The organism is Pseudonocardia broussonetiae (assembly GCF_013155125.1).
Classification (GTDB): Bacteria; Actinomycetota; Actinomycetes; order Mycobacteriales; family Pseudonocardiaceae; genus Pseudonocardia; species Pseudonocardia broussonetiae.
In genome coordinates this window covers 2321502-2342257 of the sequence record NZ_CP053564.1, presented here as the reverse complement: position 1 = coordinate 2342257, position 20756 = coordinate 2321502, and the positions used below count along the sequence as shown (strand labels likewise).

The 20756-nt window shown below is 75.1% G+C and carries 20 protein-coding genes; 10 read left to right on the top strand and 10 right to left on the bottom strand.

What is annotated here, in order from left to right; genetic code table 11:
* The 5 genes from HOP40_RS11575 to HOP40_RS11555 form a co-directional block, all read right to left on the bottom strand.
* Nucleotides 1-552: a NuoB/complex I 20 kDa subunit family protein gene (locus HOP40_RS11575; RefSeq protein WP_172157556.1), complete on the bottom strand. Its 552-nt coding sequence runs from the start codon at nucleotides 550-552 to the stop codon at nucleotides 1-3.
* Nucleotide 553: 1 nt separating this feature from the next.
* The gene (locus HOP40_RS11570) at nucleotides 554-919 is read right to left on the bottom strand and encodes an NADH-quinone oxidoreductase subunit A (protein WP_172157554.1); all 366 of its coding nucleotides are present in this window, start codon (nucleotides 917-919) and stop codon (nucleotides 554-556) included.
* 259 nt (nucleotides 920-1178) lie between these two features.
* Nucleotides 1179-1868: a demethylmenaquinone methyltransferase gene (locus HOP40_RS11565; RefSeq protein WP_172157552.1), complete on the bottom strand. Its 690-nt coding sequence runs from the start codon at nucleotides 1866-1868 to the stop codon at nucleotides 1179-1181.
* Nucleotides 1865-3049 (bottom strand): glycosyltransferase family 87 protein, encoded by a 1185-nt coding sequence (locus HOP40_RS11560; RefSeq protein ID WP_172157550.1) that lies wholly within the window; start codon nucleotides 3047-3049, stop codon nucleotides 1865-1867. Before HOP40_RS11560 ends, HOP40_RS11565 begins: the two co-directional genes overlap by 4 nt.
* A gap of 69 nt (nucleotides 3050-3118) precedes the next feature.
* On the bottom strand, nucleotides 3119-4279 hold the full coding sequence (locus tag HOP40_RS11555) for a glycosyltransferase family 4 protein (protein ID WP_205347163.1): 1161 nt from the start codon (nucleotides 4277-4279) through the stop codon (nucleotides 3119-3121).
* 175 nt (nucleotides 4280-4454) lie between these two features.
* On the opposite strand from HOP40_RS11555, the gene HOP40_RS11550 reads away from it, so the two are divergent.
* The 3 genes from HOP40_RS11550 to HOP40_RS11540 all read left to right on the top strand — a co-directional run bounded on the left by HOP40_RS11550 (nucleotide 4455) and on the right by HOP40_RS11540 (nucleotide 7990).
* Nucleotides 4455-5270: an inositol monophosphatase family protein gene (locus HOP40_RS11550; RefSeq protein WP_172157546.1), complete on the top strand. Its 816-nt coding sequence runs from the start codon at nucleotides 4455-4457 to the stop codon at nucleotides 5268-5270.
* Between the two features lie 89 nt (nucleotides 5271-5359).
* Nucleotides 5360-6667, top strand: coding sequence for a DMT family transporter (locus HOP40_RS35440; protein ID WP_205347162.1), 1308 nt, complete (start codon nucleotides 5360-5362; stop codon nucleotides 6665-6667).
* A 114-nt stretch (nucleotides 6668-6781) separates the two neighbouring features.
* Nucleotides 6782-7990, top strand: a complete 1209-nt coding sequence (locus HOP40_RS11540) for an isochorismate synthase (protein ID WP_240157628.1) — start codon at nucleotides 6782-6784, stop codon at nucleotides 7988-7990.
* Between the two features lie 161 nt (nucleotides 7991-8151).
* Here the strand turns inward: HOP40_RS11540 and HOP40_RS11535 are convergent, their stop codons facing one another.
* From HOP40_RS11535 to HOP40_RS11525, 3 genes are all read right to left on the bottom strand, one after another.
* Nucleotides 8152-8793, bottom strand: coding sequence for a response regulator transcription factor (locus tag HOP40_RS11535; protein ID WP_172157544.1), 642 nt, complete (start codon nucleotides 8791-8793; stop codon nucleotides 8152-8154).
* Nucleotides 8790-10229: a sensor histidine kinase gene (locus tag HOP40_RS11530; protein WP_172157542.1), complete on the bottom strand. Its 1440-nt coding sequence runs from the start codon at nucleotides 10227-10229 to the stop codon at nucleotides 8790-8792. Before HOP40_RS11530 ends, HOP40_RS11535 begins: the two co-directional genes overlap by 4 nt.
* Before the next feature lie 129 nt (nucleotides 10230-10358).
* Nucleotides 10359-10964 carry a signal peptidase I gene (locus HOP40_RS11525; RefSeq protein WP_172157540.1) on the bottom strand — a complete coding sequence of 202 codons (606 nt, stop codon included), beginning with the start codon at nucleotides 10962-10964 and terminating at the stop codon, nucleotides 10359-10361.
* 210 nt (nucleotides 10965-11174) lie between these two features.
* Here HOP40_RS11525 and HOP40_RS11520 point away from each other — a divergent pair, with 210 nt between their 5' ends.
* The 4 genes from HOP40_RS11520 (at nucleotide 11175) to HOP40_RS35435 (ending at nucleotide 14660) form a co-directional block, all read left to right on the top strand.
* A complete protein-coding gene (locus HOP40_RS11520) occupies nucleotides 11175-11753 on the top strand; it encodes a TasA family protein (RefSeq protein WP_172157538.1) in 579 nt (192 codons plus the stop codon).
* 169 nt (nucleotides 11754-11922) lie between these two features.
* Nucleotides 11923-12483: a TasA family protein gene (locus HOP40_RS11515; RefSeq protein WP_172157536.1), complete on the top strand. Its 561-nt coding sequence runs from the start codon at nucleotides 11923-11925 to the stop codon at nucleotides 12481-12483.
* 37 nt (nucleotides 12484-12520) lie between these two features.
* Complete coding sequence (locus HOP40_RS11510; protein ID WP_172157534.1) at nucleotides 12521-13066, top strand: TasA family protein; 546 nt, start codon at nucleotides 12521-12523, stop codon at nucleotides 13064-13066.
* A gap of 196 nt (nucleotides 13067-13262) precedes the next feature.
* Nucleotides 13263-14660, top strand: a complete 1398-nt coding sequence (locus HOP40_RS35435) for a calcium-binding protein (RefSeq protein WP_205347161.1) — start codon at nucleotides 13263-13265, stop codon at nucleotides 14658-14660.
* A 278-nt stretch (nucleotides 14661-14938) separates the two neighbouring features.
* Here the strand turns inward: HOP40_RS35435 and HOP40_RS11500 are convergent, their stop codons facing one another.
* Nucleotides 14939-16198, bottom strand: coding sequence for an HNH endonuclease signature motif containing protein (locus HOP40_RS11500; RefSeq protein WP_172157532.1), 1260 nt, complete (start codon nucleotides 16196-16198; stop codon nucleotides 14939-14941).
* Nucleotides 16199-16422: 224 nt separating this feature from the next.
* On the opposite strand from HOP40_RS11500, the gene HOP40_RS11495 reads away from it, so the two are divergent.
* Both HOP40_RS11495 and HOP40_RS11490 read left to right on the top strand, forming a co-directional pair.
* A complete protein-coding gene (locus HOP40_RS11495) occupies nucleotides 16423-17019 on the top strand; it encodes a HEAT repeat domain-containing protein (protein WP_172157530.1) in 597 nt (198 codons plus the stop codon).
* Nucleotides 17013-18008 (top strand): MerR family transcriptional regulator, encoded by a 996-nt coding sequence (locus tag HOP40_RS11490; protein ID WP_172157528.1) that lies wholly within the window; start codon nucleotides 17013-17015, stop codon nucleotides 18006-18008. Before HOP40_RS11495 ends, HOP40_RS11490 begins: the two co-directional genes overlap by 7 nt.
* On the opposite strand, the gene menD is transcribed toward HOP40_RS11490, so the two are convergent.
* Entirely contained in the window at nucleotides 17994-19550 is a 1557-nt protein-coding gene (menD, locus tag HOP40_RS11485; protein ID WP_172157526.1) for a 2-succinyl-5-enolpyruvyl-6-hydroxy-3-cyclohexene-1-carboxylic-acid synthase, read from the bottom strand. The genes HOP40_RS11490 and menD overlap by 15 nt on opposite strands.
* 98 nt (nucleotides 19551-19648) lie before the next feature.
* On the opposite strand from menD, the gene HOP40_RS11480 reads away from it, so the two are divergent.
* On the top strand, nucleotides 19649-20716 hold the full coding sequence (locus tag HOP40_RS11480; RefSeq protein WP_172157524.1) for an alkene reductase: 1068 nt from the start codon (nucleotides 19649-19651) through the stop codon (nucleotides 20714-20716).
* Nucleotides 20717-20756: the final 40 nt, after the last annotated feature.

Genomic DNA, 20756 nt, shown 5'->3' with positions numbered 1-20756 from the left:
TCACTTCTTCTTCGCGTAGGCCACGGACGACGGGATCAGCTCCGTCTTGTGGCCGCTCTCGGCGAGCTCCGCGGCGCGCTTGGCGCCCAGCGGCTCGTCCATGATCTTGGCGTGGATCTTGAGGATCGCGTCCATGAGCATCTCCGGGCGCGGCGGGCAGCCGGGGAGGTACATGTCCACGGGGACGACGTGGTCGACGCCCTGCACGATCGCGTAGTTGTTGAACATGCCGCCGGAGCTCGCGCAGACGCCCATCGCGAGCACCCAGCGGGGCTCGGGCATCTGGTCGTAGATCTGGCGCAGGACCGGGGCCATCTTGTTGCTGACGCGGCCCGCGACGATCATCAGGTCGGCCTGGCGCGGCGAGGCGCGGAAGACCTCCATGCCGAAGCGCGCGAGGTCGTAGCGCGGGGCGCCCGTCGTCATCATCTCGATCGCGCAGCACGCCAGCCCGAAGGTGGCGGGCCACAGCGAGGACTTCCGGGTCCAGTTGACCAGCTTCTCGACGCTGGTCAGCAGGACGCCGCTGGGGAGGTTCTCTTCGAGACCCATGTCAGTTCCAATCCAGGCCGCCGCGGCGCCACACGTAGACGTAGGCGAACCCGACGGTGACGATGAACAGCACGATCTCCACCAGACCGAACAGCCCGAGCAGGTCTGCGCTCACGGCGAACGGGTAGAGGAAGACCATCTCGATGTCGAACAGGATGAACAACATCGCGGTGAGGTAGTACGCGACCGGCATGCGGCCACCGCCGACGACCGGCTGCGGCGACGGCTCGATGCCGCACTCGTAGGCGTCGAGCTTGGCGCGGTTGTACCGCCGTGGGCCGATGTAGGGCGCCGACACCACCGAGAACAGCGCGAACGCACCGGCCAGGGCGAACATCAGCACCAGCGGGAGATAAGGATCGAGCATCCTGCGCAGTCCTCGCCGTCGACGGATCCGTGTTCCGGGCGCGACCCTAGGTCGCCGAGGCACGCCCGACGTCAGTCAGGTGAGCCTTACCCGCACGCACGCAGGCCTGGTCACCGCCGTGGTCGCCGAATCCGACGGCCGCTGCGTGTGGTGGTCCGCATGCGGTCCTGCGACTCCTTGTGAAGGATTTCACGAAGTCGGGGTGAGTCTAGACATCTCCCCGCGGGAGCGCGCGCCCGGTTCGTCCCGGGCGCCGGCGTCAGTAGGTGCGGCGGGCGCGGTGCAGGGCGACGGCGCCGAACGTCAGGTCGCGCCAGCCCACCTCGCCCCAGCCGGCCCGCGCGATGCGGGCGGCGAGCTCGGGCTGCGGGGACCAGTCGCGGATCGACTCGCCGAGGTACCGGTAGGCCGCGGCGTTGCTCGACACCCGTGACGCGACCGCGGGCAGCACCGTCTCCAGGCCCGCGTAGTACGCGGCGCGGAACGGCGCCCAGGTCGGCCTGCTGAACTCGCAGACGACGAGCCGGCCGCCGGGGCGGGTGACGCGGGCGAGCTCGCGCAGGGCGAGGTCGGTGTCGGCGACGTTGCGCAGCCCGAACGAGATCGTCACGGCGTCGAAGGAGGCGTCGGCGAACGGGAGGTGCAGCGCGTCGGCGGCGACCTTGGGCACCGCGCGGCCGGCGCCGGCCCGGAGCATGCCGAGGGAGAAGTCGGCGGCGACGCACCACGCGCCGGAGCGCTCGAGCTCGACCGTCGAGACGGCGGTGCCGGCGGCGAGGTCGAGGACCTTCTCGCCGGGGCGCAGGCCCAGCGCCTGCCGGGTGAGGCGCCGCCAGCGGCGGTCCTGGCCCGCGCTGAGCACCGTGTTCGTGAGGTCGTAGCGCTGCGCCACGCCGTCGAACATGGTGGCGACGTCGCGGGGGTCCTTGTCGAGGTCGGCGCGGGTCACGGTGCCGACGCTACCCGCGGTGGCCCGGGCCGCACGTCGGCCGGTGGTGCGGGTCGCGCCAGCGCGTGGCGCAGCAGCACCGCCCAGTGCCCGAGCAGCACCGCGCAGTAGAGCGAGAGCGGCAGCGCCGACGCCGTGCCGTCGTCGCCGTACCAGAGCACGGGCCACTCCTGGCCCAGCAGCGCCAGCGCCAGCAGCGGTGCGGCGGCCGCGCGCGAGCGGGCCAGCACGACGAGCACGCCCGGGGCGAGGACGACGAGGTAGGTGTTCCAGGTGACCGGCGACGCCACGAGCGCCGCCGCGGTCACGGCCCACAGCGCGTCCGGGCCGGAGCCGCGCACGAGCCACAGCGTGCCGGCGACGACCGCGACCGCCAGCACCGTGCCCACCAGCAGCCCGCCCGGCACCTCGACCAGCGGGCGGCCCCAGCCGGTGTCGCTGGTGAGCCGCACGAGGGTGGCGGGCAGGGAGGCGTTGTCGAAGAACGTCTGGACCGGGTGGTCGAGCACGAGCCGCAGCCACGTGACGCTCGCGGCCGGGCCGCAGACGACGACCCCGACCAGCGTGCCCGCCGCCGCCGTGCCGAACGCCGCGGCGGCCGTGCGGGGGGCCCGGCGCAGCACCGGGAGCAGCAGGAGCGGGGCGAGCGAGGGCTTGAGCGCCACGGCGAGGCCGATCCCGGCCCCCTCCCACCCCGCGAGCCCGCGCCGCGCGGCCAGCCACGCCCCGGTGAGCGCCACGGCGAGGAACGCGTAGATCTGCCCGAGCCCGACCGTCGCCAGCAGCGGCGCCCCGAGCAGGACCGCGGCCACGGCGAGCCCGGTGTCGACCGGCCGCAGCTCCAGCTCGCGCGCGACGGCGAGCAGGCACGCGAGCACCAGCGCCACCGTGACGAGGCCGAACAGCCGGTAGCCCGGCTGCGCCTCGAACAGCGCCACCGGCGTCATCACCACCGTCATCAGCGGCGGGTTGAGGTTGGGCAGCGCGGCGCCCGTGGCGTAGATGTCGGCGCCGTCGAGCAGGGCGAGCACCGAGGCGCGGAACGTCGCGAAGTCGGAGTGGTACTCCGGGTCCTCGTTCAGGATGCGGGCGAGGTTGAAGCTGCCGCGCTCGGCGAAGATCCAGCTCTGCGTGCCGACGGCGAGCACGACGAGCAGCGCGGACACCCCGCGTCGCCACATGCCGCCCTCCCGCCGTCGGCGGCCGACGCTAGCGGGCGGGGCCGTCGGGCTCCCGCGGCACCTCCGCGATCAGGCCGCCGCCCGCAGCGCCGCGGGCACGCCGAGCACGTCCGCGTAGTGCGCGAGCAGCTCGTCGCCGACGTTGGACCAGGTCTTGCGCAGCACCGAGCGGCGGGCCGCCGCGCCGAACCGCCGGCGCAGGGCGTCGTCGGAGACCAGGACCTCGACGGCGGCGCGCAGCCGCTCGTCGGCGGCCACCGAGGCGGGGTCGGCCGCGTCGGCGCCGTCGGGCCGGGGCGGGACGAGGTAGCCGGTGCGGCCGGGCAGGACGAGGTCGCGGGGCCCGCCGGCGTCGGGCGCCACGACCGGCAGCCCGGACGCCAGTGCCTCCTGCACGGCCTGGCAGAACGTCTCCGACGGGCCGGTGTGCACGAACACGTCGAGCGAGGCGTAGGTGCGGGCCAGGTCGTCGCCGTCGCGGAAGCCGAGGAAGGCCGCGCCGGGCAGGGCGGCGCGCAGCCGCTCCTCACCGGGTCCCGCGCCGACCACGACGAGCCGCGTGCCGGGCAGGCCGTCGAGAGCGGCCAGGCGCTCCACCTGCTTCTCCGGCGCCAGGCGTCCGACGTAGCCGATCAGCAGCTCGCCGCGGGGAGCGAGCTCCGCGCGCAGGGCGGCGTCGCGCCGGGACGGGGTGAACCGCCGCGTGTCGACGCCGCGGGCCCACTGGTGCACGCGCGGCACGCCCCGCGCGCGCAGCGCCTCGGTGGCCCAGCTCGACGGTGCGAGCGTGCGGTCGGCGAGGCCGTGCAGCCGGCACGTCCAGCGCCACGCGGCCCGCGCGGTGAGCCCGAGGCCGTAGGAGGAGGCGAAGCCGGCGACGTCGGTCTGGTAGACCGCGACGGTCGGGATGCCGAGCCGCCGGGCGGCGTGCAGCCCCCGGTACCCGACGACGAAGGGCGCCGCGAGGTGCACGACGTCGGGCCGGAACTCCCGCAGCGCGGTCAGGACGCGGCGGCTGGGCACCCCCACCGGCATCGAGGTGACGACGGGCAGGTCCAGCGACGGCACCCGGACGACCGGGACGCCGCGGTACTCGGCCGGGCCCTCACCGGGGGCGATCACGAGCACGTCGTGCCCGGCCGCGGTGAGGTGCTCGACCACCCGCAGCACCGAGTTGGTGACGCCGTTGACGACGGGCAGGAAGCACTCGGACACGATGGCGACACGCACCGGGGGAACCTCCCGCACGCGCGGGCCGCGCCGTCGTCGCCGGGCTGTCCTCCCGCCGAACTCACGGACAACACACCGTGCCGGGGCGGTTCCGCTGCACAGTTGGCCCGGTGATGGGCGACACGTCACCCGCCCGTTCCGCCCCCGACACCGGGCGCGGCGACCCTCGGGCCCCATGAGCCTCCGGCCCGAGACGCGCCTGCCCCCTCCCGCGGAGCCGGGGCTGCTCTCGCGCGCGCTGGAGGTGGCGGGCCGCCTCGCCAACGACGCGGCCGAGGTGATCACCGCGACCGCCGGGCGCGACCGCCTCACCGACACCGTGAAGGCCCACCCGTTCGACTGGGTCACCGACACCGACCGCACGCTGGAGCGGCACACCCGCCGCGTGCTGGCCGCGGAGTTCCCGCAGGTTCCGGTGCTGGGCGAGGAGTACGGCGCCGACGACGGCGTGCACGCGGCCCCGCTGCGCTGGGTCGTCGACCCGGTGGACGGCACGGCCAACTACGTCGCCGGGTTCCCGTGGTGCGCCTACAGCCTGGCCCTGGTCGACGCCCACGGCCCGGTGGTCGGGGTGATCGCCGACCCGAGCCGGGCCCAGATCTACGCCGCCGCCCGTGGCCGGGGTGTGCGGGCCAACGGCGTGCCGGTGCGGATCACGCCGCGCCCGGTCGTCGGCGGGCTGGTCTGCGCGGAGCTCTCGCTGGAGCGCGCCCCCGGCTTCACCGCCCGCGCCACCGAGGCCCACACCGGGGTGCGCGTGCTCGGCTCGGCCGCACTGGCGATCACGCAGGTCGCGCTGGGGCACGCCGTCGCCGCCGTGCTCGACCGCTACCAGGAGTGGGACGTCGCCGGTGCGCTGTGCCTCGCGGCCGAGGCCGGCGCCGTCGTCGTCGACGCCCGGGGCAACCCCGACCCGCTGCCGACCGAGGACCTCGTCGTCGCCGTGCCCGGCGCGCTCGACGCCGTGCTGTCCTGGTGGCACGCCGCCTGACCGCCGCCTAGGGTCGGGCCATCGCCACCACCACCTCGGGCACCCGCGACGTCGCGGCCCTCCTCGTCCGCGCCGCTCCCGTGGTGTTCGTGCTCATCTGGGCCACCGGGTTCGTCGTCGCCAAGTACGCCGCACCGCACGCGGAGCCGCTGAGCTTCCTGGTCGTGCGCTACGCCGGCGTCGTCGCCCTGATGCTGGTCCTGGCGCTGGTCGCCCGGGCGCACTGGCCGCGCGGGTGGGCCGTCTGGCACCTCGCCGTCGCGGGGGTCGGGATCCAGGCCGGCTACCTCGGCGGCGTCTGGGCCGCGGTCGCGGCCGGCATGCCCGCCGGGGTGGCGGCGTTGGTCGTCAACCTGCAGCCGGTGCTCACCGCGGCCGTCGCCGGGCTGACCGGCGCCCGCCTGGGCCGCCTGCAGCTGGTCGGGCTGGTGCTCGGGTTCCTCGGGGTCGTGCTGGTCGTGTCGAGCAAGCTCACCACCACCGGCATCACCGCGACGACGCTCGGGCTCACCACCCTCGCCCTGCTGGCGATCACCTCCGGCACGCTCTACCAGAAGCGCTTCTGCCCCGACTTCGACCTGCGCACCGGGCAGGTCGTGCAGTTCGCGGCGTCGATCGTGGTGACGCTGCCGTTCGCGCTCGCGTTCGAGTCGTTCCGCCTGGACTGGACACCCGAGCTGATCGGCGCGCTGGTCTGGTCGGTGGTGGTGCTCACCGGCGGCGGGATCTCGCTGCTGTTCCTCATGCTGCGGCGCGGGGCGGCCACGCAGGTCACGAGCTACTTCTACCTCGTCCCCGGCGTCACGGCGCTGCTCGCGCTGGTGATGTTCGGGGAGGTGCTGGGGCCGTTCGCGATCGCCGGCATGGTCGTCGCGGTGCTGGGGGTGGCGCTGGCGACGCGGGCCGTGCCCGGGTCAGGCGGCGCGGCGGCGGCGCCGCAGCCAGAGGGCGAGCGGGCCGAGCACCGCCCAGGTGCCGACGACGCCGAGCACCATCGGGCCGATGCCGTCGGCGGTGCTGCGGCCGGCCACGCGGACCAGCTCGGGGTCGGTGACGTCGTACTCGACGGCGACGACGTCCCCCGCCGACAGCCCGCGGGGGTGGAAGACGCCGTGCTCGGGCACGACGGCCTGCCCGTTCGCGACGGTGAACCGCACGAGCGTGCGGAAGAAGGTGGAGCCCTCGAGCACCTCGGCCTGCGCGCTGGCCGGGTTGGCGTCGATGGCCCGGTCGTCGACGGCCGAGCCGATCAGGGCGAGCCCGGCGAGCACCGTGACCAGCACCGCGAGGCCCAGGACCAGCTCCGGGAGCCGCCTGCGGACGAACCGGGCGGCGGGCGCGAGGGTGGCCGCGACCTCGTCCAGCGCCCTCGGCTCCCCCACGGCGACGGAGTCTAGACGGGCTCGGGGGCGCCACTGTGGTCAGCGCCTCCCCGGGGCGGACGAGCGTCGGGGACGCGCGCCTCTTACGCTCGAAACGTGACGATCGCTCCGCTACCGACCGGTGTGCGCGTGCGAACCAGGCCTGTGGACGACCTCGGCGGGCTGCTGGAGCTGCTGCCGGACGCCCGCACGCCGAAGTCCTGGGTGCGCGGCGGCGACGGTCTCGTCGGGTGGGGCGAGGTGGCCCGGTGGACCGGTTCGGGTCCCGACCGCTTCGCCGACGCCGACGAGTGGTGGCGCTCCTTCGTCGCCGGGACCCGCGTCCTCGACGAGGTCGGCGCCCCCGGCACGGGCCCCGTCGCGTTCGCGAGCTTCACTTTCAGCGACGACTCCCCCGGCTCGGTCGTCGTCGTCCCGCGGGTCGTGGTCGGGCGCCGCGACGGGCACGCGTGGATCACGGAGTTCTCCCACGGCGACGGGCCGTCGGTCGTGCACGCGGTCGACCCGGTGCGCCCCAGCGGCACCCTGCGCTACTCCGACGGGCTGCTGCCGGTCGACCGCTACCGCGCCGCCGTCGCCGAGGCCGTGCGCCGGATGCGGGCGGGCGAGCTCGACAAGGCCGCGCTGGCCCACGACCTGATCGCGGTCGCCGAGGCCCCGCTCGACCCCCGCCACCTGCTCGGCGGTCTGGCCGAGCGCTACCCGACGTGCTGGTCGTTCGCCGTCGAAGGGCTGGTCGGCGCCACGCCGGAGCTGCTGGTGCGGCGCACCGGTGACGTCGTCGAGTCGCGGGTGCTGGCCGGCACGATGTGGGCCGCCTCCCCCGGCGAGGGCTCGCTGGGCGAGCGACTGATGGGCTCGGCGAAGGACCGCCACGAGCACGCGCTGGCCGTCGACTCCCTCACCTCGGCGCTCGCGCCCCTGTGCGCCTCGCTCGACGCGCCCGACGTCCCCGACGTGCTGACGCTGCACAACGTCTCCCACCTCGCGAGCGACGTCCGCGGCCGCCTCGACCCGGTCGCCCCCGCGTCGCTGCTGCTCCTGGCCGAGGCCGTGCACCCCACGGCGGCCGTCGGCGGCACCCCGCGGAAGGTGGCCGTCGACCTCATCACCGAGCTGGAGGCGATGGACCGCGGCCGCTACGCCGGGCCCGTCGGCTGGATCGACTCCCGCGGCGACGGCGAGCTCGGCATCGCGCTGCGCTGCGCCCAGCTCGACGGCCCGGTGGCCCGGCTGTTCGCCGGGTGCGGGATCGTCGCCGACTCCGACCCCGACACCGAGGTGCGCGAGGCCGCGGCCAAGCTGGTGGCCGTGCGCGACGCGCTCGAGGGCGACTAGGAGGGTGCTGAAAAGCTCCGGCCGTAGCGAGCGGCGTCCAGGTGGTGTCCTCGCAAGGCGGGCGGATGCGGCGATACCGCTGTTGTAACGACGTATCCGCGCAACGCCGCGAGGGCGCCGCCTGGGCGTCGCGCAGTAGGCCCGAGCTTTTCAGCGCGCTCCTAGCCCCGGCGCTGCCGCGCGAGTGCGGCGACCTCGAGCTGGGAGCCGACCTCCAGCTTCGACAGGATCGACCGGATCTGCGTGCGGACCGTGGCCACCGAGACGACGAACTCCTCGGCGATCGCGGCCGGACGGCGGCCCGCGGCGATGCGGTCGACGATCTGGAGCTCGCGCGGGGTCAGGCGCTCCCAGCGGTCGCGGGCCAGGCGCCGCTCCTGGGCCCGGGCCGACGCCGACGCCTCGATCCGGCGGCGCTCGTCGTCGCCGATCAGGGGGCGGCCCTCGGCGGCCCGGGTCGCCGCGGCGACGAGCTCGGGGAACGGCGCCGACTTGCGGACCCGGCCCAGCGCGCCGGCCGCGATGCCCGCGGCGATGCGGTCCTCGTCGGTGGAGCCGGTGACGAGCAGGACCCGCCAGCCGGCGCGGCGCAGCCGGGGGACGAGCTCGACGCCGTCGAGGCCGTCGCCGAGGTCGAGGTCGAGCAGGACGAGCGCGCCGGGCGGCGCGGGGTCGTCGACGCGGGGCAGGAACTCGGCGGGGAGGACGGCCGTGGCCTCGATCCCGCCGGAGCGCAGCGCCATCACGAGCGCCCCGGCGACCAGCGCGTGGTCGTCGACGATGACGACCGGCGCACCGGTCACGCCACGCCCGACGGCACCGGGGCGCGGCAGCCGGCGACGGGCAGCTCGATGTGGACCGTGCACCCCGGCCCGGACAGCAGCCTGAACGTGCCGCGGTGGCGCTCGACGAGCTCGGCGGTGATCGCCAGGCCGAGGCCGTCGCCGCCGGAGCCGGGGCCGCGGACGCCGCGGCGCAGCACGACCTCGGGCGGCGCGCACAGCCCGGGCCCGTCGTCGGAGACGTCGATCCGGACGTGCCGCTCGTGCACCCGCGCCCGCAGCCACACGCGGGCGCCCGGGGCGTGGCGGCGGCAGTTGACCAGCAGGTTCGTGACGACCTGGGCGAGGATCCCGGGCGCGATCGCGGCCTCCGGGTCGCCGGTGACGTCGACGTGCACGTCGAGCCCGGTGGCGCGGTGCACGACGGCGAGGTCACCGAGGATCGAGCCGACGCGCGCCTCGGCGGGCGCGTCGTCGGGGCGCGGCCCGTCGAGCATCTGCTGCAGGCGGGCCAGCTCGGCGCCCGCGGCGACCAGCAGGCGGCGGCCGTCGTCGGAGCGGCTCATGCGGTCGTCGCCCAGGACGGTGGCCGCCCCGGTCAGGCCGGCGACGACGTTGCGCAGCTCGTGGTCGCGCTCGGCGACCGACGCCATGGCCGCCTCGACCTCGGCGAGCCGGCTGCGCGAGCGCTCCTGCTCCCGGCCGATGTCGCGGATCGACGCGAGCAGGAACGTGCCCGCGGCGACGAGCAGCATCGCGACCGCACCGAGCTCCACGACCCCGCCGAGCAGCGGGCGGGCGGCGATGATCCCGGCGGCGTGCGCGGCGCCGAGCGCGGCGAAGGCGAGGCCGGTGCGGCGCAGCAGCGGGCGGCGGTGGGCGGTGCCGTCGCCGACGATCAGGAGCCCCGCGACGCCGCAGGCGACCCACGCCCCCAGCGACACCGCCCGCACCATGTCCGGCGGCGGCACGTGCGACGGGGCGAGCAGCGCGGTGACCGCGACCGACACCGTGGCCAGGGCGACGAGGACGACCAGCCCCACCGCGTGGCCGTGCACCGGCCGCGACGCGGGCCGGGCGGCGAGCACCAGCAGACCGGCGACGCCCAGCAGCGCGACGCCGCCGGCGATCCCCCACACCCCGCCGTCCAGGTCGAGGTCGACGGCCCCCAGCAGCAGCATGACGCCCGCGTAGACGCCGACCGCGGCCGCGACCCGCCGGGCCCGGCGGTTGCCGCTGATCCACGCCGCGACCGCCAGCAGGATCGTCGCGGCGACACCGCCGGTGAAGGTCAGCGTGCTCATCGCCCGCTCCGGCATCTCCCGGCCCTGCAGCAGGACGACGGGCGCCGTGGCGAGGGCGACGAGGACCCCCTGCAGGACGACCTCCGCCGCCGGGACCCGGACCGCGGCCCAGATCGCGGGGAGACGGCTGCGTCTCGGAGTACTGCCGGTCAATGCGACCCCTCGGACGTACGGGGAACGGCGACGCCACTCAGGGGGACGTGCCGGGTGCTGGGGAGCTCCATCTGCGTCTTCGGGACTGGACCGAGTGCTGTTACGCGTTGGTTCGTTCCGTGGACCGGGTCACCGGCGGCGGCGCGCGTCCGGCGGAACCGTCACCGTGCGTGGAACCAGCAGGTACGCAGCGATGATGAGGAGCAGGACCGCCGCGGCGAAGTACATGCCGGGCGGCGTGAAGAGACGTTCTCTGAGCAGGCCGACGTACGGCACGTGGTACCACTGCACGCCGCGCACGTCCGCCGCCTGGACCAGACCGGGATCGGGCGCGTTGTTCGCGTCGCCCTGCGTCACGAACGCCGGGCCCGGCTGCACCTCCATCACGCGGTGGGTGACGATCCGCGTCTCGTCGCTCTCGGTGCTGCGGTCGGTGAACGTGATGACGTCCCCGACCGCGATCTCGGAGGCGGGCCGGGGCTGCACGACCACCGTCGACCCCACCGGCAGGGCGGGCTCCATGCTCCCGGACAGGACGGTCAGCGGGGTCGCCCCGCCGATGGCCGGGACGATCGCGACGGCGACGGCCAGCGCGACGACGAGGACGAGCGCGGTGCCCGCGGCCCACCCCATGATCCGGCGCACCGGGTGCGCGGCCGGCTCCGGCTCGGGCGCCCGGCTCGGCCTCGGGATCGGGATCGGGGTCGCCCGCACGACCGGAATGCGTTCGGTCACCGGTTCGCCGGCCATGATCCCCCTCGGTCGAGCACGCGAGGCTCCACCGTCGCGTGCGCGGGACCACGCTGTCATACCCCGGATGGGGTACGCGGTCCGCCGCCTCGAATACTCACGTTGAGGTATGCCCCGATCGCTCGCTGTGGCCAGGGTTCTCCCCAACGCGGTCCTCCAGGACCGCCCCGCCACCCCGCGATCCGAGGAGAACCCGTGTCCGTCCTGCAGAAGAACAAGAAGCTCGCCGCCGGCATCGGCGTCGCCGCCGTCGCGGCCGCCGCCCTCGCCCTGGGCGCCGGCACCTACGCGTCGTTCAGCGACACGGCCACCGGCCCCGGCGGCACGCTGGCCGCCGGCACGCTGAACCTGAGCGTCACCTCGAACCCCGCCGGCGTGACGGAGATCTTCTACGCCAGCAACATCGCACCGGGTTACAAGTCGGGCGTGCGGTCGATCACCATCGCGAACACCGGCAACATCGACGGCGTGCTGACCGGCACCCTCAGCGTCACCGGTGGGCCGGACCTGGACGACCAGATCAGCGTGACGGGCGGCTGCCCCGGCGGTCTGACGGTTCCGCCGGGCAGCACCGTGGCCTCGCTGGCCGGGCCGGCCGGTCAGTTCCTCGGCAACGGCGTGGCGCTGAACGGTGGCGACACCGCCACGTGCACCTTCGAGTTCGAGTTCAAGAACCTTCCCGGAACGGCGAACAACGCCGCCCAGGGCGAGTCCGTCGTCGTCACCTCGAACCTCACGCTGACCCAGGCCAACGGTGAGACCCAGGCCGACTGACCGACCAGCCGAACGGGACGGTGGGCCGGCGCAGCTGGTCCACCGTCCCGTTCGTCGGTCGGCCCGGAGATACCTCAGGTGAGGTATGCGCGGATCGAGCCGGATCGACACAGTTCCCACCACCGCGGTCCGTCGGATCGTTGACCTGCTCGCGATCCCCGGAGATCCCATGTCCATCCTGCAGAAGAACAAGAAGCTCGCCGCCGGCATCGGCGTCGCCGCCGTCGCAGCCGCCGCCGTCGCCCTCGGGGCCGGCACCTACGCCGCGTTCACCGACACCGCAGAGGGCCCCGGCGGCACGCTGGCCGCCGGCACGCTGAGCCTGGACGTGACGACCAACCCGAGCGGCACGACCACCCTCTTCAGCGCCTCCAACATCGCACCCGGCTACACCTCCGGTCCGCGGACCTTCATCGTGGAGAACACGGGTTCGATCGACGGCGTCCTGTCCGGCACGTTCACGGTCACCGGCGGACAGCAGCTCGCGGAGCAGATCCAGGTGACCGGCTCGTGCGACCGCGGGATCGGCGCCTTCCCGGCGCTCCCGCTCTCCCAGCTCCCGGCCGCGTCGGCGGGGTTCAGCGGCATTGACGTCGGCGACCAGGAGTCGCTGACCTGCACCTTCAACTTCGAGTTCCGCAACCTGGACGCAGCGGTGAACAACACCGCCCAGGGCCAGTCGGTGGTCGTCGGATCCTCGTTCACCCTGAACCAGGCCCCCACCAGCTGATCGGTCCGCTGAGCCACCCCTGATCCCAGGAGATCCCGTGTCGATCCTGCAGAAGAACACGAAGCTCGCCGCGGGCATCGGCGTCGCCGCCGTCGCGGCCGCGGCCGTCGCCCTCGGTGCGGGCACCTACGCCGCGTTCAGCGACACCGAGGCGGGCCCCGGCGGGACGCTGGCCGCCGGCACGCTCGACCTCGACGTCACCTCGAACCCGGCCGGGACCCTCCAGCTGTTCAGCGCCTCCAACATCGCGCCCGGGTACGACTCGGGTCCGCTGGTCTTCACGCTGACGAACACGGGGTCGATCAACGGCACCGTCACCGGCAACGGCGTGGTCTCGGAGAACGCCGGCGGCAACCTCGACGAGCAGCTGCTCGTGTCGGGCAGCTGCCCCGGGACGCCCTCGCTGTTCACCGACCGCACGGTCGACATCCTCACCACCGGGTTCAACGCGCAGATCGATGCCGGCCAGTCGGTCGTCTGCACGTTCCGCTTCACCTTCCCGGACCGGCCGGACAACAACAACGCGCAGGGTGACTCGGTCACCATCACGTCGTCGTTCCTGATGACCCAGCGCACCCCCTGATCGACGGCGGGACGGGCGGCGGGCCGGCACAGCCGGCCTCCGCCCTTCTCGTGTCGACAGGGCTCGACCCACGCACGAACGGGGTGTGCCGCCTCCGGCGGTGACCCACGAGGCAGTCCGAAGACCCCCGACGACCGGGCACGGTCGCGGCGGTCGCAGCTCCACCGGGGGAAATGTGCAGGCACGTACGGTCGCCGTGGCCATCGCGAGCATCGTGGCGGTGGGTGGTGCGGCACTCGTCGCGGCCTTCTCCTCCGACGGCACGCTGGCGTCGTTCTCGTCGACGTTCTCCAGTTCGCCGAGCACCATCGGCGCCGCGCGGGTCACGCTCGGCGGGGGCGACGACGGCGGCCCCGAGCTCGGCTACACCGACCTCCGGCCGGGCGTGCCCCAGACGGTCGAGCTGGCGGTCGCCTACGAGGGCACCGTCGCCGCCGCCATCGGCCTGTCGCTCACCCCCGCGGCCACGTCCCCGTTCTGCGAGCAGCGCGCGGGCGTGTGGGTCGCGAAGACCGGGATGGCGGTGACGCTCCGGTTCGGCAGCGCGCCGGCCGAGAGCTACTGCTCGCTCTACGACGGCCGCGTGGTGCCGCTCGGCACGGCGCAGCCGAACGCGGGGGCGCCCGTCCGCGTCCCGGTGACGCTGACCCTCGCCGCGGGCGCCGCGGCGGCGTCGGCCGGACTCGACCACACCGACGTCGCCACCGTGCACGCCGAGGGCGGATTCACCGACCGCGCCGACGGCCACCTCCGCATCGCCACCGCCGCCGCCGCCGACCTGCCGCCGGGCCCTGCGCCCGGCCCGGTCTCCGTGCCGCTCGCGCCGCCCGGCGGAGCAGCGGCGCCGCTGAGCCCGGCCGATCCGGCCGGGTCGGCGCGCAAGGCTCCTGCCGGAACCGGTGTGGCACTGCCCGCGGAGTGCGTCGCCGCGGGGATGGTCGCGACCGACTTCGTCGACGTCATCGCCCTGGACCCGGCCGACCGGACGTGGGACGCCATCGCGAGCCGCGGTCGCGGCGCAGGCCCCTTCGTGGTCCTCGGCACCTCCGGTGCCGACACGATCGTCGGCTCCACCGGCGGCGACTGCATCGTCGGCGGGGCGGGCGACGACTCCCTCACCGGCGGCGACGGCGACGACGTGCTGGTCGGCGGAGCGGGCGCCGACCTCCTCACCGGCGGTGCCGGCGCCGACACCCTGCTCGGCGGTCCCGGCGGCGACGACCTCCGCGGCGGCGACGGCCAGGACGTCTTCGACGGCGGCCCCGGCGGTGCGATCTGCGACGTCCTCCCGGCCGAGAAGGCGACGGCGTGCAGCGCCCCTCCGGTCACGGCGGCACCCTCGGTGGCCCCGGCGGCCCCGCCCGCTCCGGCTCCCGCCGCCCCGGCGCCCGCGCTCGTCGCCCCGGCGCCGCAGGTCGAGTCCGAGCCGCCGGCCGTCGCGCCCGCGCCCGAACCGCCCGCGCCCCAGCCCGAGCCCCAGCCCGAGCCGCCCGCGCGCGATCCCGAGCCGGTGGTCGAGGAGCCGGTGGTCGAGCCGAGCCCGACGGCCTCACCCGCGGCGACGAGCGACGTCCCGGGCGAGCCCGCGGCCTGAGCGAGGCACTCAGCCGGACGCTGCCCCGCCGTCGGCCCCCGTGCGGTGATCGAGGGGGAGATGGTCGTGGTGGGTGATCCACTAGCGACCATCTGCTCTTGATCGGCGGGTTCAGGGCGGGGCAGGGCGGGGCGGGCGCCGGGCGGGGCAGGGCGAGCGGCCTGGGGCAGGGCGGAGTGGGCCGGGTTCGGGGCGCGCGGGCGTCATGATCGCCAGGAGTGGTGTGAGGCGGTCACCGGTGACCGCCTGGCACCATTCTTGGTGATCATGAGCCGGGTTCAGGCCGCTGCGAGGTGGGCGAGGGCCTTGCGGCGCGGTGTCTGGTGCGGGTCGATCCACTTCGGGGGCAGGAACTCGGGGAGGCCGTCGCGGATGCGGACTTGCCAGTCGGTGTGGTGGAGCTGGCGGTGGTGGGCCTTGCAGAGCATCACCAGGTTGTCGAGCCTGGTGGGTCCGCCGTGTTCCCAGTGGTGGATGTGGTGGATCTCGGACCAGGAGGGGGGTCGGTCGCAGCCGGGGTGGGCGCAGCCGCGGTCCCGCGCGGTGACCGCGCGTCGGAGGCCGTCGGGGATGGTGCGGGTGGCGCGGCCGATGTCGAGGGGTTGTCCGGCGCCGTTCATCACGACCGGGATGACGCCGGCGTCGCAGGCCAGGGTGCGCAGCGCGGCGGGCGTCAGCGTGCCGCCGAACTCGAGCATGGCCGACCGGGCGCGGTGCTCCAGGTCCTCGAGTCGGACGATCACGGTCAGCAGGGGGCGGCGGCCGCCGGTGTCGGGGAGGTCGCCGTGGTCGAGGACGTACCCGCAGATGTCGGCCAGGGCCTCGGCCTGCCGCTGGGCAGCAGGGCGGTCGTCGTCCGCGGTCAGCGGGACGGACTTGGCGTCGAGAACCGCGGCGATGGCGTCGTAGAGGGCGGGGTCCTCGAACCGGCCCTTGATCGACCCGCCGCAGGCGTGGCGGGTGAGGCGCAGTTCGTTGACCGGTGCCGGGGTGTGGTCGTCGGGTTCGGCGCCGTCCTGGTCGAGCAGCGCGACCAGCGCGGTGCCCAGGGTCTGGAGCTCGGAGGGGTTGAGGCGGCCGGCGTCCACGGCGAGTTGGGCTTCGACCCCGGCCCACTGCTCCGGCGAGAGCCGGAAGGCGGCGTCGGTGGACAGGATCCGTCCGATCACCTCGACGTGCCGCAGCGCGATGTCACCCGCACCGAACGCGGCCGCAGCGGACGGCAGGCGAGCGGGCAGAGGGGTCCCGTCGAGCGTGGTCCGGGCGTGGACATCGGCAGCCACGGCTGCACGACGCCGGGCCTCGACGTAGTCCCACGACAGCAGATCCGAGAGGGCACGGGCGGCAGACCGATAGCCGCGGGTGAGGAAAGCGCCCTGGTCGTCGAGCGCGGCGATGGCAGAAGTGGAGATCGCATCCACGCGACGGACAACGCCCTCGCACAGGCTCAACAACGCGAGGAGCTCGGTCTCGGATCCGGTGGCGACAGCGGAGGCCAGCTCGTCGAGCGCATCAGCGAGATGTGGACCCGGTGCCATGGCTAAATTCTACTAGAACATGTGTTCGATGAACAGTGCTTGAGCAGGGAAAACAGGACCACAGAATAGTCCCAGCAATGAGAACAGGAACCGTTCTGTGCCCGGATCCGGAGGCCATCAGGACCACGACGGCGATCGACCCGGTACCACGTCCTTCGCGCCCACAGCACCACAAGGAGAAAGAACCTTGACCCTGACACAGTGACAACCCCTTCACTGCAACCATGGAAGGACTGAAGCACCCGAACGAGAAGATCCGCCTGAGAACAGCGATGGACATGGGCACGACACCGAACCCGAGCGACGTCGACGCCCTCATCGACAGGTGCGCGACGGAGAAGGACTTCCAGGTGAGAGAAGTGCTCACCTGGGCCCTCACCCGCCACCCCGCACAGACGACCGTCCCGAGGCTGGTGAACGAGCTGGAGAAGAACCCACAGGCCAGGAGCCAAGCCCTCCACACCCTGTCCAAGATCGGCGACAGAACCGCCTGGCCCGCCATCACCCGGGAACTCCTGACGGACCCGGACGACGAGGTGGCCCGCAGCGCCTGGCGGGCCGCGGTGGTGCTCGTACCGCAGGAGGAGAGGAACGAGTTGACGACCGTGCTGATCACCCAACTCGCCCGCGGCCCCCGCGACACCCAACGCAGCCTGAGCCGCGCCCTGGTCGCCCTCGACGCCGACCTCGGAGCAGCGAGCCACCATCCCGACCCGGACGTCCGAGCCCACGCCCACGCCACCGAGCAGCTGAAGCGCGACCCCGAGGCGGGCTTCGCGATCGAGGAGGCGAGGCGCGTGGTCGCGCTCGGCCCGTGCTGATCGGGGAGGTGGCGCGGCGGTCGGGCGTCAGCGCCCGCATGCTCCGCCACTACGAGTCGCTGGGCCTGGTGCGGCCGACGGGCCGCACCGGGGCCGGCTACCGCGAGTACTCCGTCGACGACATCCGGCGGATCTTCCACGTCGAGAGCCTCCGGTCGCTGGGGCTGTCGCTGCGCGAGGTCGGGCGGGCGCTGGACGATCCCGGCTTCGCGCCGGCCCGGCTCGTCGACGACCTCGTCGCCCGCACGCGCGAGCGCATCGCCGCCGAGACCGAGCTGCTCGACCGCCTCCGCCGCATCGGCGCCGCCGGACCCGAGGGCTGGGAGGACGTCCTGCAGGTCGTCGCCCTGCTGCAGGACCTGGGCTCCGACAGCGCCGGCCGCCGCCAGACCGCGGCGCTGTCGCCGGAGCCCGTACCCGTGGACGCCCTGGTCGAGGCCGCGCTGACCGAGGACGACCCGCACGTCGCCGGGGCCCTGCGCTGGGCACTGGCGCGCGCGGGCGACGCCGGCCCGGCGCTCCTGCAGGAACCCATGAACTCGGAGGATGCCGATGTCCGCAACCGCGCCGTCCGCTCCCTCGCCGCCGTCCCGGGCGACGCGGCGACCGCCCTGCTCCGCGGCGCCCTCACCCACACCGACGCCGCGGTCCGCGAGCGCGCGGCACTGGCGCTCGGCACCCGCGGCGTGGCCGAGGCCGTGCCGACGCTGGTCGCCATGGTCGTCGACGACGTGCACGACGCCGACGCCGCCGACGCGCTCACCGCCCTGGCCGCCGACCCCGCGACGGCCGACCGCATCGCCACCGCCCTCGCCGCCCGCGTCGACGCCGCCCCCGCTGCCCGCGGTCGGATCGTGCAGGCCCTCGCCGACGTCCCCGGCGCCACCGCCGGGCGAGCCCTCGCCGCGCTGAGCCGTGACGACGACCGGGCCGTCGCCCTCACCGCCGCCCACGTCCTGCGCAGGCGCGGCGGACTACCGCCCGCGTGACACCCGCTCGCGCAGCGCCGCGTGCCCGGACCGCAGGCCCGAGCGGTCGGCCCGGACCTCCACCACCCGCAGCCCCGGCGGCGGGGGCAGCGGCGCGAGGTCGACCCCGGACACCGCGTGCGCGATCCCGAACGCCCCGCACAGCTGCTCCAGCGACACCTCCTGCGGCGTGCCGAACATCCGCTCGAACGCCGCCGAGTGCTCCTGCGCCCCCTGCTCCAGCAGCCCGAAGATCCCGCCGCCGCCGTCGTTGAGCACCACGACCGTCAGGTCTGGGCGGGGCTCGCCAGGGCCGATGAGCAGGCCGGTGGTGTCGTGCAGGAACGTCAGGTCGCCCATCAGCGCGAAGGCCGGGCCGTCGTGGGCGAGCGCGACCCCGACCGCCGTAGACACCGTCCCGTCGATCCCGGCGACGCCCCGGTTGGACAGCACGGTCAGGTCGGGACGGGGCACGGCCGCGAGCGCGACGTCGCGGACCGGGTTCGACGAGCCCAGCACCAGCGCCGACGACGGCGGCAGTGCGGCCACCAGCGAGCGGGCCAGCCGCAGCCCGCCGGGGGCGTCGGGCAGGGCGGCGTCCAGCGCCTCCGACGCCGCGCGGTCGGCCGCGCGCCAGCGCTCCAGCCAGCCGTCGGGCGGGGTGAGCGGGGGCAGCGACCCGACCGCGCGGACCGTGCCGGGCACGTCGGTCCAGGGCCCGTCGCCGTCGAGCGCGTAGACGGCGACGGCCGGGTCGGCGAGCAGCCGGGCCACGCCGCGGTGCAGCGTCGGACGGCCGGCCACGACCACCTGCGCGGGCCGCAGCGCCGGGTCGTCGAGCAGCCACGGCCCGGCCCGCAGCCCCTGCGCCCACTCCCCCGACGACGGCTCCGCGACGACGGGCGCGGCGACGCCGGCCAGCGGCGGCGCCCCCGCACCGGCGACGACCAGCGTCGGCGCGGACGGGTCGAGCGGCAGCGGCCCGGCGGTGCGGGCGAGCGGGGCGAGCGCGGTCCAGGGCGCACCACCGTCGCGTCCGGGCGCGAAGCCGGGCTCCGACGGCGTCAGCGGCTCGTCGAACGGGGCGTTGAGGTGGGCGGGGCCGCGGGTCGCCAGGACCCGCGCCACCACCGAGCGCCAGTGCGCGTTGCCCCCCGCCGCCGACACCGTGGTGGTCGGCAGCCCGAGGACACCGTCCTGCACGACGGTCTGGCTCGCGCCGGTGCCGACGAGCTGCGGCGGCCGGTCGGCGGTGAGGGCGACGAGCCGCACCCCCGAGTACGCCGCCTCCAGCACGGCGGGGTGCAGGTTCGCGACGGCCGTGCCCGACGTCGTGCACACCGGCACCGCCCGCCCCGACCGCAGCGCGAGGCCCAGCGCGAGGAACCCGGCCGTGCGCTCGTCGATCCGGACGTGCAGCCGCAGGCGGCCCGCCGCGGCCGCGTCGTGCAGCGCGAACGCGAGCGGGGCGTTGCGCGAGCCGGGGCAGAACACCGCGTCGGTGACGCCGCCGCGCACGAGCTCGTCGACGAGCACGCGGGCCATCGCCGTCGAGGAGTGCACCCCCTCACCCTAGGGACGCGTGATGATCGGCACGCGCCGGGCGGGAAGGCCGACGGCGGCCCGCGGTGTTCCAGCTCCACGTGACACAGACGCCGCTCATGCCCGAGAGCCCCCTCCTCCAGCCGGTCACCGCCGGCGCCCTGCGCGCCGCGAACCGCGTGTGGATGGCGCCGATGACGCGCAACCGGGCCGACGCCGACGGCACCCCCAACGACCTCTCCGTCGAGTACTACGGCCAGCGGGCGGGAGCCGGCGTCGTCATCACCGAGGGCAGCCAGCCCTCCGCTGTCGGCCAGGGCTACCCGAACACCGCCGGGGTCGTCACCGACGCGAACGAGGCCGGCTGGGCGCGCGTCGCCGACGCCGTGCACGCCGAGGGCGGCACGCTCGTCGTCCAGCTCATGCACGCCGGCCGCATCTCCCACACCGGCACGATCGGCGGCGCCACCCCGGTGTCCTGCACGGCCACCACCGCGCGGGGCGAGATCGTCACGACCGAGGGCCTGCAGGCGTACTCCGCGCCCCGCGCGCTCGCCACCGACGAGCTGCCCGGCGTGGCCGCGGAGTTCGCCGACGCCGCCCGCCGCGCGGTCCGTGCCGGCGTCGACGGGGTCGAGCTGCACGCCGCCAACGGCTACCTGCTGCACCAGTTCCTCGCCGACGGCGTCAACGACCGCACCGACGCCTACGGCGGCCCGGCGGAGAACCGCGCCCGGTTCGTCGTGGAGGTCGCGAAGGCCGCGGCCGACGCGGTCGGCGCCGACCGCGTCGGCATCCGGCTCTCCCCCGCGAACCCCTACAACGACATCACCGAGGACGACGTGTCGGTCTACGAGACCCTCGTCGCGCAGCTCGCGGAGATCGGCCTCGCCTACGTGCACCTGGTGGCCCCGGCCGACGACCCGGTGGTCGGCAAGCTGCGGGCGGTCTGGCCGGGCGTGCTCGTGCTCAACACCGGGTTCGCCGCCGACAGCGAGCGGGACGCGGTCGAGCGCATCGTGGCCGACGGCGTCGCCGACGCCGTCGCGGTCGGGCGCCCGTTCATCGCCAACCCCGACCTCGTGACGCGCTGGACCCGCGGCGCCGAGCTCACCGAGCCCGACCCGTCGACCTTCTACGGCGGCGGCGCCCAGGGCTACACCGACTACCCCCGTCTCGCGGGCTGATCCCCGCGGCGAGGGTTCACGACGGCGGGCACCCCTACCC